Origin of the sequence: Mucilaginibacter sp. (assembly GCF_028287845.1) — a bacterium.
GTDB lineage: Bacteria > Bacteroidota > Bacteroidia > Sphingobacteriales > Sphingobacteriaceae > Mucilaginibacter.
Genome location: NZ_JAQBOW010000065.1, coordinates 1 through 13,985, shown reverse-complemented (window position 1 = coordinate 13,985; position 13,985 = coordinate 1). Strand labels below are relative to the sequence as shown.

Genomic DNA, 13,985 nt, shown 5'->3' with positions numbered 1-13,985 from the left:
TGGCTAAAAATAGAATTAATTGCCCTAAGTTTGCTATGCTTTTTGCAATTTTACTTTATGGCTATAGCTTACAGGCAACGGATTGATGAGGATACAGAATTTGCGCTCTGGAAAATAGAAGAACAGGCTGAAGATCTGTACAAACAATTACAGCTAAACGATGAAGAAAAGGCCTTTGTTGAAAACATAAGCAACGGCAAACGACACCTGCATTGGTTGGGTACGCGTGTTTTGCTACGCAAAATGTTGCGTACCGAAGAATATATTGACTGCCGGGTTGACGGGCATGGTAAACCATATCTTGTATCCCTGCCCTATCATATTTCTTTAAGCCACTCGTTTGATTATGCCGCGGTAATGATCAGTAAAAAAAACCCGGTAGGAATTGATATTGAGCAAATAAAACAAAAGGTAGAACGTATTGCCTCCAGATTTTTACGCCCCGTGGAACTAGCTTTTATTAATAATGAACATAAAATACAGCAATTATATGCCTGTTGGTGTGTTAAAGAAGCGGTATATAAATGTCATGGCCAAAAAGAAGTATCATTTATGGATGATATTTTGATAAAACCATTCAGTTTCACAGAGCAGGGTCAGGTTAATGCCATTTTAAACAAGGGCGACATTAATATAGATTATACCGTGGGATATTTGCAGTATGAAGATTATATGATAGGTTATGTAAGGGGTAATGATGAAGAATAAAAAAGTAACAGTACAAGATTGGGGGTTAGTTGATTATAAAGAGGCCTGGGCCAAACAGGAAGCGCTGTTTGCCGATACTATCCAATTAAAAATGGAGATACGTAACAGGCTGCTGGCAGTTGCCGGGGATAACCAACCCGACGATATATTAACTCCTAATTACCTTATTTTTTGCGAGCATCCACATGTTTATACTTTGGGCAATAGCGGCAAGCCCGAACATTTATTGCTTGACGAAAAAGGCCTGGAAGAAAACGATGCTGTTTATTATCATATTAACCGTGGCGGCGATATTACCTATCATGGCCCCGGGCAATTGGTAAGCTATCCTATTCTTGACCTTGATAATTTTTTTACTGATATACATTTATATCTGCGCACCCTTGAAGAGGCCGTAATACTTACCCTTGCAGATTATGGTATAAAAGCCAGCCGTTACCCGGGCTACACCGGTGTTTGGCTGGATGCCGATAATGAGCGCGCTCGAAAAATAAGCGCGATGGGTGTACGTTGCAGCCGCTGGGTTACCATGCATGGCCTGGCATTTAACGTAAACAATGATCTTAGTTATTTTAAAAACATAATTCCCTGCGGTATTGATGATAAAGCCGTAACCTCTATGCAAAAAGAACTGGGCCGAGAAATTGATATAAAACAAGTACAAAAAATCCTGCAGCACTACATTGCTGCATTATTTGAAATGGAGATCGTGTAAGTAAGGACACGTGTACACACAGACAGCGAAAATAAGTCTATACTAACACTCCGGCAAGCTTAGCGGGATATTGATAGCAAGGCCACCATCAGCTGTTTCTTTATATTTTGAATTCATATCCTGCGCGGTTTGCCACATGGTTCTAACTACTGCATCTAAACTTACTTTGGCGTTATCAGGGTTAGTTTGCAGTGCCAGTTGTGAGGCTGTAATAGCTTTAATAGCGCCCATGGTATTACGCTCAATACAGGGCACCTGCACCAGGCCCCCTATCGGGTCGCAGGTTAGGCCCAGGTGATGTTCCATAGCAATCTCTGCCGCCATCATTACTTGTCGTTGCGAGCCGCCCAAACACTCGGTAAGTGCTGCTGCAGCCATGGCTGATGATACACCTATTTCTGCCTGGCAACCACCCATAGCTGCCGAAATGGTAGCACCTTTTTTGAAGATACACCCAATCTCTGATGCTGTTAGCAAAAATTGGATAATGCGCTTTTCACTATATCCATCACAAAAAACCAGATAGTATTGCAATACCGCGGGTATAACTCCCGCCGCGCCATTGGTTGGTGCGGTAACTACCCTGCCAAAAGAGGCATTTTCCTCATTTACAGCCAGCGCGAAGCAGCTTACCCAATCTAATATATTTGAAAAGCTGTTGCCAGTTTGCCTTATGGCGACAACCCATTCATCAAAATTAGTATAGGTGTTATTACCGATGAGCCTTTTGTTTAAATTTGCTGCCCGCCGTTCTACATTCAATCCCCCAGGTAATTTGCCACTGGTATGACTGCCGCGGTACATACAAGCTGCCATCGCATTAAAAATATTTAGTACGCCGCTGCGGGTTTCCTGCTCGCCGCGCCACGCGTGCTCGTTTTCCATTACCACTTCGGATATTTTGAGCCCGGTTTTAATGCACCAATGCAGCAGGTCTCCGGCGGTATCAATTGGGAAAGGCAGATCAACCTCGGCTTTACCCCGGCTTTGTCCCCCCTCTTTCACCACAAACCCGCCGCCTATTGAATAATAGGTTTCTGATATGGCTTTGCCATTATTTAAAAACGCCTGGAAGGTTACCGCATTGGGATGATAAGGCAGACTTTCGTTAAATAGGAACAGTAAATCATCGTCGGTATCAAACTCAATTTCTTGCTTGCCATTTAATATTAATTTATGAGAGATTTTGATCTGATGTGTTTTAGGCACTACTTCATCAACCGCAAATGTAACCGGGTCATCGCCGCTTAAGCCCAATAGTATGGCTATGTCTGTACCGTGGCCACTGCCCGTTTTAGCCAGCGAGCCATAAAGCAATATTTTTATTTCGGTTACTAATGTTAATGCCCCGCCCTGTTCTAATACCTGCACAAATTGCTGGGCAGCGCGCCACGGACCAAGTGTATGTGAGCTTGATGGGCCAATGCCTATCTTAAACATGTCAAATACAGAAAGTTGTTCGCGTTGCATTTTAGCTAAATTACAGCTAATGCGCCGTATATTATACAGCGCATCAAATTATATTACTAAACTTTTACGGCAAATTTAGGTCCCCAGTAATTTAACACCCGCGGCTTTTAGATCTTTAATTATTTTTTCCTGTAGCGCTATTTTAACATTCAAAAAATCGGAAGGGCTTACCCACACATTTACGGTATATCGTATATGTTCGATCTCAAACCCAATAATGCCTACCCTTATTGCCGGATCTTTTATAACGCCCGGAACAGTGTTAATAGCATCTATCATTATTTTTTTTGCCTGGTCAACATCTACATAGTAACCAAGCCTAACCTCAAAATCAAGGCGGCGTTTACCTTCGCGGGTAACGTTTACAATTACCTCGTTAAATAATTTACCATTGGGGATAATGATGGTTTTATTATCGGGGGTGCGTAATACGGTATAAAATATTTGTATGGATACTACTATACCATCCTGGCCTTGGGCTATAATATTATCGTCAAGTTCAAATGGCTTTAATAAAAGTATAAGTACACCACCTGCAAAGTTTTGGAACGTGCCCGATAGCGCCAAACCAACGGCTACCGAAAAACCGCCTAACACAGCGCTGAATGCGGTAACATTAATATCATTTATGGCGGCTACGCCAATAATAAGGAATATGTATAAAGCAGTTAAAGTAAGACTGAGAAAAAATGGTTGTAACGATGAGTGGACTTTTCTTTTACTCATGCGGCCACGTAATCGTATGCCGATAAATTTTATTACCCTTAACCCTATTAATAGTACTATTATTGATACTACCAGAGTTAACCCATGTAATAAAAGCCAGGAATAGGCTGTGTTGTAAAACGCGTGTAAATTAGAATCTTGTAACTTCATAATAAAGTTACGAAGTTAATAATTATTTATCTTCCGTAAATAGATACAAAAAGCGTAGGGCCTTTGTAAAATACCCACTCAACTATTGTTGTGCGAATGTAGATGGTGGCTTCTGTTAGATGTTTCATAGGTTGTTGTATTCAATTGTTGTGCCTGATATTTATTTAACTGACTTTGAGTACAAATTTAAGTTTAATTGTAGCTGCAATATTACTTAATCAATCATTTGATTAACAAATGACCGTCCGTTTACTTTTTAATGACTTTGGATAGTGTATGAAACACAAAACCCCTGTATGCAAAAGCATACAGGGGTTTTTGTAAATTTATTTAGGGTGCTGCTTACATCATGCCACCCATGCCGCCGCCGCCCATTGGCGGGCCGCCTGCAGATGCTTCTTCAGGATCATCAGCCAACACACATTCTGTTGTTAACAACATGGATGCAATTGATGCAGCGTTCTCTAAAGCTACACGGCTTACTTTAGTTGGATCAATAACACCTGCGCCAATTAAGTTTTCAAACTTATCTGTACGGGCATTGTAACCAAAATCACCTTTACCTTCTTTTACTTTTTGTACGACGATTGAACCTTCAATACCTGCGTTTTCGCAAATTTGACGTAATGGTTCTTCAATAGCACGACGGATGATCTGGATACCAGTGTTCTCATCTTCGTTATCACCTTTCAGGTTGGCTAAAGCACCAACCGCGCGAATGAAAGCTACACCACCACCTGCAACTATACCTTCTTCAACAGCCGCACGGGTTGCATGTAAAGCATCGTCAACACGATCTTTCTTTTCTTTCATTTCAATTTCAGAAGCTGCACCAATATATAATACCGCTACACCACCTGATAATTTAGCTAAACGCTCTTGCAATTTTTCTTTATCATAATCAGACGTAGTTGCTTCCATTTGAGTTTTGATCTCATTAACACGTCCCTCTATGGCAGTTTTTTCACCATTACCATTAATGATAGTAGTATTGTCTTTATCAATAGTGATCTTTTCGGCAATACCTAAATGAGAAAGCTCTGCGTTCTCTAATTTATAGCCTCTTTCTTCGGATATTACAGTACCACCTGTTAAGATAGCAATATCTTCTAAAATAGCTTTACGACGATCGCCAAAGCCTGGCGCCTTAACAGCAGCAACTTTTAGTGAACCGCGAATTTTATTTACTACCAAAGTTGATAACGCTTCGCCATCCAGATCCTCAGCAATAATTAATAATGGTTTGCCTGTTTGTACTTGTTTTTCCAATATCGGCAACAATTCTTTCATTGAAGATATCTTCTTGTCGTAGATCAGGATATATGGATTCTCCAACTCTGCTTCCATTTTATCAGTATTGGTAACAAAATAGGCAGAAAGGTAACCACGGTCAAACTGCATACCTTCAACAGTTTTAACTTCTGTTTCTGTACCTTTTGCTTCTTCAACAGTGATAACGCCACCTGTACCAACTTTTTGCATCGCATCAGCAATCATTTCGCCAATTACATCATCATTATTTGCTGATATAGAAGCTACTTGTTTAATCTTGCTGAAATCATCACCAACATCTTGTTTTTGAGTTTTTAAGTTCTCTACAACAACTTTAACCGCTTTATCAATACCGCGTTTCAAATCCATTGGGTTTGCACCGGCAGCCACGTTTTTAATACCCGCAGTAACAATAGCTTGTGCTAAAACGGTTGCAGTAGTAGTACCATCACCTGCTATATCAGCAGTTTTTGATGCAACTTCTTTCAACATTTGGGCACCCATGTTTTCAATAGGATCTTTTAATTCTATTTCTTTTGCTACGGTAACACCATCTTTAGTTATAACAGGCGAACCGAATTTTTTATCAATAATTACGTGGCGACCTTTTGGACCTAACGTTACTTTAACCGCGTTGGCTAAAGTATCAACGCCTCTTTTAAGAGCGTCTCTTGCTTCAACATTGTATTTAACTTGCTTTGCCATTTGTTTAATTTTAGAATTAATGATTTGTTGAATTATCGATTGTTATTGATTGGGATGTAAATTCAATAATTCACTCCCACAATAATTCAATAATTATAATACTATATAAATATCAGATTCTCTCATGATCAGGTAATCTTTACCTTCAATTGTAACTTCCTGACCAGCAAATTTTCCATACAAAACTTTATCGCCGGTTTTTACTGATAAGGGAATCAAGTTACCTGTTTGCTCAGCAAATTTGCCCGGACCAACAGCTACAACTTTTCCGTGTTGTGGTTTTTCCTGCGCAGTTTCAGGGATATAAATACCTGAAGCGGTTTTTGTTTCGGCCGGAGCAGCTTCAACTACTACCCTGTCTCCGATAGGTTTAATGTTTAATGACATACTATATTTATTTTTTGGTTATAAAAAGTTATCTGTTGATTGCACTTGCACATCAATTATGCCAAGCAAACAAAATTTCCTAATTGGCATGTATTTACTGTTGTATTGTCAGATTTAAGTAAATGCCTGATTTGTGTGTTTATATTACTCTACTTATCAATGCCATGATGACAGTAGCATTTTCATAAAAAAAGCCCCCAATGTATCGGGAGCTTTTCCATTTATATTTTTATAAATTATTTTTTTGCAGGTGCCGGAGCCTGTCCTGGCGCAGTAGCCGGAGCAGTTGGGAATGCAGCAGGTGCATTAGCCGGTGCTTTTAATGATTTTTGAATTTGCTCATTATATTGTGAATCGACTTTTGTTATACCACCTTTTGTTGCAATGTTAATTGCCAGTGCTAAAACCATTAAGGTTATTGCCAATACCCAGGTACCTTTTTCTAAAAAATCGCCGGTTTTTTGTACGCCCATTAACTGTGATGAGCTTGAAAAATTTGATGATAAACCACCACCTTTAGGGTTTTGTATCAATACAATAAGGCCCAAAAGCGTGCACACTATAACCACTAAGATCACTAATACTAAATACATTTCTTTATATTAATTTATTTTACTTTCTAACTGTTCAATTTGGCTTGCAAAGTAAAGGCTTTTTTCCGGGAATTTCAACATCAATTTTCTATACGTTAATATAGCTTTATGATAAAGCATTTGCTCGGTATAAATACGGGCCAGTGTTTCGGTTACCATCTCGTCTTTATCTTCAGAGCTTTTCTTCGCTTTATTTTCATTATCCAGCTTAATACCGCTTGGATGTTTAATATGCGGCTCCTCTTGTATAAAACGCTCTATTATCTTGTCTTCTTTACGCCATGGGTTTGCCATTGTTTTTGAAGACGCCTGATCCAGTTCATTAATTGAGCTTAGGCTTACAATATTTTCGTAATACTGTTGCTGCAATTCGTCAGCTACTCCCCTCTTTTTAGGAGCTGCAGGTGTTGTATTACTGATGTAAGGCTGGTATATGCCGGCATGTTCTTTACGGGTTTTATCCAACCACCACATAAAGGTATAAGGCATCTTTTCGTCATGGTACCTTGATAGGTCACTATTTGCCCCTCCCTGCCACGTGGTCTTGATCTTTTCGGTTAAAGCAGGTTCAAAAACAAAAAAGTTATTTTTCTGCGCTTCTTCGGTTACAGGTTCTTTTTTTGATCTTTCACCGGCTTCCTTATTTAAAATAGCTAACTGCTCAAGGCCTATATCTTCAATACTTACTATCTCGTCGTAAATTTCATCATCAATATCCTGTTGAAAATATTCAACCTTATCATTAAAACTATAAACCGGTTCTGTTGATTCAATATTATTTTTAGCCTGGTAGTCGTTATACTCTTTAGCAAGCGAGTTTTCTTCTTCAACAGCAACTGCATTTTCTTGTTCAGGATAATTCTCCGTTACATTTTCCTGGTATGCGTTATTTACAGTTTCGTATTCAGCAAAAGTATTATACTGTTCATCATGCGGCGTAAAAGCCGGAGTAGGTTTCCACTCGGCAAAAGTATTGTCTGCTGCCATTGCTTCTGCCCGGGCCTCAGCCGGTGTAGTACCTTCTATTACAACTGCGTCTTCCTCTCCGTCATATTCAGCAAAAGGCTTTGGAACCGTAAAATAAACATCACTTTGTACAATCTGTTCGTCTGCAACTACCGGCAAACTATTAGGTGCCGTAGCCAATTTATATAATGTACCCGGATTAAAATAGGCTGCCGCATGCATTAAATTTTGCTTATCGCCGTTAGGCATAAGCATGGCATGCAATATTCCACTTTGCGGATAATCATTAACTAACGATTGTAAATTGAATATATGCGAATGATTATTATCGGCAGGGTTTGCCAATAATTTCCATAAAAACTCGTATTTTATATTATCCACTTGTTGATTCACGATGTTGAAACTATGAAATACTTACCAATTATTAAAGGCTTTGTTAAAAATATCATCAATTAACTGTTTCTCTATTGTTAATATCAGGGTTTGTTCTTGTGTAGTAATGTCGCCAGTATAGTCTGCATACCTGGTAAAGTCTTGTTCAAAATTATACTTTTTTTCGGCATCATAAACAAACTTAACATGAACAGTTATTGATAAGCGTTGGGCGCCGGCAATTGGCGCAGTATTATTATTGGTTGCCTGTATAGAGATAGGCTCAAAATGATAACCTGTTATAGTACCGGTCATATTAGCATTACCTTCGCCTGAAACTATACTAAGGCGCGTGGTTGAACGTACCCTCTCTTTTAAAGCCTCTGTAAAGGTTTGGCTCAAATTGCCTACCACCAGTTGGGCATTATTTTCAAAGAAACCAATATTTATTGTTTTCATCTCAAGAGGAATTGCCGTGCTTTTAAGCGTGTAGCAGCCCGAAGAAATAAACGCCAAAGAACTTATAGTTAAAAAAATTCCTAATAACTTTCTCATCAACCTTATAAATTTAATTCCTTTATTTTCCTGTACAATGTTCTTTCTGATATTCCCAGCTCGTTTGCAGCCAGCTTACGTTTGCCTTTGTGCTTTTTCAACGCCTTACGTATCAGGTCTGATTCTTTTTCTATCAGCGACAATGATTCTTCCACTTCTTCAGCCTCGTGGGTTATATTATAACCATCATTGTTATTAACGGGTTGTTGTATGGTAAATTGCGAGTCGGAATTGCCCGGCAGTTCAATATCGCGGTATAATTGATTTATAGCTTGCGATTGATTTGCAAAATTTGGTGTAACGCCTCCATGTTCTATTATTTCGGCAACCAATTTTTTTAACTCAACCATATCACGCTTCATATCAAATAATACTTTGTACAAAATATCGCGTTCAGAAAAATCTTCTTTACCCTGGTTATCTATGCGCATTGGTAAATTTTTACCATTTGCTTCCTGCGGAATGTAGGTTAATAAAGTTTGGGCCGTAATTACATGGTCGCGCTCTAATACAGCCAATTGCTCGGCCATATTTTTTAGCTGTCGCACGTTACCCGGCCACGAATAGTTTATTAATACCTGCTGCGCCTCTTCATCTAACTGTATGGGCGGCGTTCGGTATTTATCAGTAAAATCTGATGTGAACTTTCTAAAAAGTAGGTAAATATCTTCTTTCCTGTCGCGCAGGGGTGGTATGCGCAACGGCACTGTATTTAAACGATAATAAAGATCTTCTCTGAATTTGCCATTCTTAACCGCGTCATACACATCAACATTTGTTGCGGCAATAACCCGCACGTTGGTTTTCTCTACTTTTGATGAGCCTACCTTTATATACTGACCAGACTCCAGCACACGCAGCAAACGTGCTTGTGTACCTAAGGGCATTTCGGCAATTTCATCTAAAAATATGGTGCCGCCGTTTACGGTTTCAAAATACCCTTTACGCTCGCCAACGGCACCCGTGTAGGCACCTTTTTCGTGACCAAATAATTCAGAATCAATAGTGCCCTCTGGTATGGCGCCGCAGTTAACCGCAATAAACGGCCCATGCTTGCGCGGGCTCATTTGGTGTATAATGTGCGAGAATACTTCTTTACCGCTACCGCTTTCTCCTGTAATTAAAACAGAAATATCAGTAGGCGATACCTGGTTGGCAATATTTATAGCCCGGTTCAATAATGGCGAATTGCCTATTATGCCGTAGCGTTGTTTAATTTCTTGTATTTCCATGTTATTAGAATCAAGAGTTAAGAATCAAGATTCAAGATGTTGTTTTATCATTTATTATATAATCTCTAAACGAGAAAATCATTTTCTCCATTTCCGAAGCAAGAGATAAACACTCGTTTAGTTTATTAGCATTGCCATATTTTCTTCTTTCACATATCAACAACTGAGTTTCTAATTCAAATGTTGATGTTAGAGCCGTGGACAAAAACTCGGCAAAGTGAATATTAGTTCTTTTTCCTGAACCTTCTGCAATATTTGAAGGAATTGAACAAGAACATCTATTAAGCTGATTAATTAAATTATACCGCTCACTATCCGGTAAATCCTTAATATAATCAAAAACCAAATCTGTAAGATCCATTGACCGTTGCCATATCTTTAAGTTCTTAAAATTATGCTTCATGCTAAAATCTTAATTCTTGGCTCTTGATTCTTGACTCTTGACTCTAACCTACTATCGTCCCCATCAAAGTTGCCGTAGTACACCGTTCGGCTATCACATTTACATACATTCCGGGTTTATACCTTTCATCTACCGGGAAAACCATCATCGCATTTTGATCGGTACGGCCGCAGTAATCGTTTTTTGATTTTTTTGAAAAACCTTCTATCAACACTCTTTGTACTTTACCAATTTGAGCCTGCAAGCGCACAAGCGAATATTTTTGCTGTAACGCTACAATCTCTGTTAACCTTGCAGCTTTAGTGGCTTCGGGTATGTCATCGGCATAACGCTTGGCGGCTAATGTTCCCGGGCGCTCAGAGTACATGAACATATAGGCAAAATCATATTGCACATACTCCATCATGCTTACTGTTTCTTTATGCTCCTCGTCGGTTTCTGTACAAAAGCCGGTAATTACATCTGTTGATATGGCACACTCCGGTATAATACGGCGTATAGCGTCTATGCGGTTAATGTACCATTCGCGGTCATAAGTACGGTTCATCAGTTCCAGCACACGGCTGTTACCAGATTGTACCGGAAGGTGTATATAGTTACAAATGTTATCGTATTTGGCAATGGTATATAAAACCTCGTCTGTAATATCTTTTGGGTGCGAAGTTGAAAAACGTACGCGCAGATCAGGGTTAATTTGTGAGACCAACTCTAACAAGTTTGCAAAATTGACAATAGCCCCTTCAGCCTCCTCTGACGCTGTCCATTTATAACTATCAACATTCTGCCCTAATAAAGTAACCTCGCGATACCCCCTATCAAACAAATCGGTACATTCATTAACAATAGAGAACGGATCGCGGCTACGCTCGCGGCCACGGGTAAAAGGCACTACGCAGAAAGAGCACATATTATCGCAGCCCCGCATAATAGATACAAAAGCATTAATGCCATTGCTGTTTAAACGTACCGGGCTAATATCCGCATAAGTTTCTTCGCGGGATAACAATACATTAACTGCTTTTTGTCCGCTATCAACCTGATCTATCAAGTTAGGCAGATCGCGGTAAGCATCCGGACCAACTACTACATCAACCAGTTTTTCTTCTTCTAAAAATTTTGCTTTTAAACGCTCGGCCATGCAGCCCAATACGCCAACCACCATTCCGGGGTTTTTAGATTTTGCAACCTTAAATTCTTTCAAACGGTTACGAACGCGTGTTTCGGCATTTTCACGGATTGAGCAGGTATTGATAAAAATAACATCAGCATTGGTGTAATCTGTTGTTGTTTCAAATCCTTTCTCTGATAAAATAGAAGCAACGATCTCGCTGTCTGAAAAATTCATGGCACAGCCATAGCTTTCAATATATAGCTTGCGCCCGTTATTTTTGCCGGCAACCGGTTCTAATAATAAAGCCTCGCCCTGCCTGCTCTCGTCATGTACTTTATCCGATATAACCAAATCCATCATTGTTATAAAAATTGAACAGCAAAAATACATAAAATTTAAATATTAGATGACAGATTGGCAGAATTAACAAAATGAATGTTTTGTTGTTATATTAACTCAGGATCAAAGAATTGATGACACAACACGAAACTGCTACAAAAAAAACTATCCGCACGTGGCCTATTGTTGTATTAACAATGATTTTGTTGTTATCATTAGCAGTATGGTATTTTTACAGGCATTATTTGGCTGATAACCGCTGGAAACCCCTGTTACAGGCGCAGTTAAAGGAGCTAGTACTCAGATCGAGCGATAGCTTGTACCATATTGAGTATTCTGATTTCGACCTGAATATTACCTCGGGCAATGCTACACTTTCTGATTTTAAACTGGTGCCTGATACACTTGTTTATCAAAAACTGGTGGCCGCTAAAAAAGCGCCCGATAATCTTTTTATCCTCAGCGTAAAAAAATTAAGCATTAAAAACGTTGGCGCCCGCAAGGCTTACCAAGAAAAAATATTAAACATCAACAATATTTCTATTGATAACCCCAGTCTTACTATTATAAATAAGCGTTATGATTTTAACGATACCGTAAAGGTTGGTAAGCCCAAAACGCCTTACCAGTTAATTAAAAAAATATTCAAGCAGTTGCGTATAGACTCTGTTTCGCTGAAAGACATCAGCGTAAATTACATTAACCAAAGTAACCCGGTAACCAAACAAACCGCGCTAAAGCATTTGGATATTAATATATCTAATGTGATGATTGATTCCTTGTCGGCCCTGGACAGTACCCGGTTTTACTATACCAAAAGCGTTGAAGTTATACTACATAATTATAAAATAGCTACGCCGGATAGCCTATACAATGCTGAGTTAAAGCAAATCTATTTTTCGACCGCTAAACGCGAGATCATATTGGATCAGGTAACCTTTTTGCCAAGATATAACCGTAACGAGTTTTATCGCCGGATGGGTACATCAGGTGATATATTCACCTTGAAGTTTAAGAAGATAACTATAGTTGATATTGACCTGCAACGTTTTCTGCGCGACCAGAAGCTATATGCAGGTATAATGAATGTCTCTAACGCTAATGTGCAGATATATAGCAATAATGCTTATAAAGGCAAAAAATCAATTAAAACCGGGCACGACCCGCACCAATCATTACAACGGGTTGCGCTGGATATGAAGCTGAGCCGTTTAAATATCGCGCATACGGATATTATATATTCTGAAACCGATGCCACCACAGGGCAAACCGGCGTAATTACTTTTAATAATACCAGCGGCGCTATTGTAAATGTTACCAATGATGCCCGGGCTAAAAAGAAAAATCCTTTTATGGTGGCCCGCATAAAAACTCATTTTATGAAAACGGCGCCATTACAGGTAAATTTTAAATTTAATCTGAACGCTAAAAACGGAGCATTTAACTATTCGGGTACGTTAGGTAAATTTGATGGCCGTATATTAAATAAGCTGGTAAAACCCTTAGCATTAGTACAGGTACAATCTGCCGATGTGGAACGGTTAGATTTTAATGTTGATGCTAATAATTATAATGGTAAAGGGCACTTAGAATTTTACTATAAAAACCTTAAAGTACAATTGCTTAAAAAGGTAAACGGCCGTGCCGAATTGCAAACACAGGGCTTTATATCAAAAGTTGCAAACACGCTTATTATTGAAAAAGATAACCCCGATAAAAAAGGCGTTTTTAGGCCGGGGCCAATTAATTTGAAACGCGAGCCAACGGCATCGTTTTTTAGTTTTCTTTACAAAGGCTTGCTTGACGGGTTAAAACCCAGTGTTGGTTTTGACAAAAAAACAGAAAATAAGGTTAACAAAATAGTTGCTAAAGTAAGTACGGTGGTAGACAAGTTCAATAAATTTAAAGCCGACCGTAAACAACGAAAAGTGGAACGACAGACAAGGCGACAGGCAAAAAAAGACTCGATAAACCGTATTAAACAAAAGCAGAGCTTATAAATTATGGCGTTTAAATTATTAAAGCAAAAGCGGCACAGAGTTACACTTATTGTTTTTGCATCACTTACTGTAGCGATTTTATTTTTAGCCTTTCTGGTTAATAGGTACTGGTCGCCAATTTTAGCCGATAAATTAAAAGACGGCGTGTTAAACGGCACCGGTGGTTTATATACGGTTGATTTTTCTGATGCTGAACTAAAGGTGCTGGAAGGAAAACTAATTTTTTATAATATCACTTTTAAGCCCGATACTACTGTTTACAATAAACGCAACCAGCAGCA

At 39.0% G+C, this 13,985-nt stretch carries 13 protein-coding genes and 1 pseudogene; 4 read left to right on the top strand and 10 right to left on the bottom strand.

All coding sequences use genetic code 11. The features are described from left to right. Positions 1–57: 57 nt before the first annotated feature. Both JWP71_RS05690 and lipB read left to right on the top strand, forming a co-directional pair. A complete protein-coding gene (locus JWP71_RS05690; protein WP_299497833.1) occupies positions 58–708 on the top strand; it encodes a 4'-phosphopantetheinyl transferase superfamily protein in 651 nt (216 codons plus the stop codon). Next, positions 695–1,423 carry a lipoyl(octanoyl) transferase LipB gene (lipB, locus tag JWP71_RS05685; RefSeq protein ID WP_299497831.1) on the top strand — a complete coding sequence of 243 codons (729 nt, stop codon included), beginning with the start codon at positions 695–697 and terminating at the stop codon, positions 1,421–1,423. Before JWP71_RS05690 ends, lipB begins: the two co-directional genes overlap by 14 nt. A 42-nt stretch (positions 1,424–1,465) precedes the next feature. Here the strand turns inward: lipB and JWP71_RS05680 are convergent, their stop codons facing one another. From JWP71_RS05680 to miaB, 10 genes are all read right to left on the bottom strand, one after another. After that, on the bottom strand, positions 1,466–2,893 hold the full coding sequence (locus JWP71_RS05680) for an L-serine ammonia-lyase (RefSeq protein ID WP_299497829.1): 1,428 nt from the start codon (positions 2,891–2,893) through the stop codon (positions 1,466–1,468). Positions 2,894–2,968: 75 nt separating this feature from the next. After that, entirely contained in the window at positions 2,969–3,769 is an 801-nt protein-coding gene (locus JWP71_RS05675; RefSeq protein WP_299497828.1) for a mechanosensitive ion channel domain-containing protein, read from the bottom strand. Between the two features lie 342 nt (positions 3,770–4,111). After that, positions 4,112–5,746 (bottom strand): chaperonin GroEL, encoded by a 1,635-nt coding sequence (groL, locus tag JWP71_RS05670; RefSeq protein ID WP_299497827.1) that lies wholly within the window; start codon positions 5,744–5,746, stop codon positions 4,112–4,114. A gap of 93 nt (positions 5,747–5,839) precedes the next feature. Further along, complete coding sequence (groES, locus tag JWP71_RS05665) at positions 5,840–6,133, bottom strand: co-chaperone GroES (protein ID WP_299497826.1); 294 nt, start codon at positions 6,131–6,133, stop codon at positions 5,840–5,842. 236 nt (positions 6,134–6,369) lie between these two features. Further along, the gene (secG, locus tag JWP71_RS05660) at positions 6,370–6,726 is read right to left on the bottom strand and encodes a preprotein translocase subunit SecG (protein WP_299497825.1); all 357 of its coding nucleotides are present in this window, start codon (positions 6,724–6,726) and stop codon (positions 6,370–6,372) included. A 9-nt stretch (positions 6,727–6,735) separates the two neighbouring features. Beyond that, a complete protein-coding gene (locus JWP71_RS05655) occupies positions 6,736–8,073 on the bottom strand; it encodes a hypothetical protein (RefSeq protein ID WP_299497824.1) in 1,338 nt (445 codons plus the stop codon). A 33-nt stretch (positions 8,074–8,106) separates the two neighbouring features. Then, positions 8,107–8,619, bottom strand: a complete 513-nt coding sequence (locus JWP71_RS05650; protein WP_299497823.1) for an LptE family protein — start codon at positions 8,617–8,619, stop codon at positions 8,107–8,109. Between the two features lie 5 nt (positions 8,620–8,624). After that, the gene (locus JWP71_RS05645) at positions 8,625–9,851 is read right to left on the bottom strand and encodes a sigma-54 dependent transcriptional regulator (RefSeq protein WP_299497822.1); all 1,227 of its coding nucleotides are present in this window, start codon (positions 9,849–9,851) and stop codon (positions 8,625–8,627) included. A 31-nt stretch (positions 9,852–9,882) separates the two neighbouring features. Continuing rightward, entirely contained in the window at positions 9,883–10,254 is a 372-nt protein-coding gene (locus JWP71_RS05640; RefSeq protein WP_299497821.1) for a four helix bundle protein, read from the bottom strand. A gap of 43 nt (positions 10,255–10,297) precedes the next feature. After that, positions 10,298–11,725, bottom strand: a complete 1,428-nt coding sequence (gene miaB, locus JWP71_RS05635) for a tRNA (N6-isopentenyl adenosine(37)-C2)-methylthiotransferase MiaB (RefSeq protein ID WP_299497819.1) — start codon at positions 11,723–11,725, stop codon at positions 10,298–10,300. A 113-nt stretch (positions 11,726–11,838) separates the two neighbouring features. Between miaB and JWP71_RS05630 the strand changes: the two genes are divergently transcribed. Both JWP71_RS05630 and JWP71_RS05625 read left to right on the top strand, forming a co-directional pair. Further along, a complete protein-coding gene (locus JWP71_RS05630) occupies positions 11,839–13,704 on the top strand; it encodes a hypothetical protein (protein WP_299497818.1) in 1,866 nt (621 codons plus the stop codon). 3 nt (positions 13,705–13,707) lie between these two features. Beyond that, positions 13,708–13,985, top strand: a pseudogene (locus JWP71_RS05625) (hypothetical protein); the annotation flags it as partial.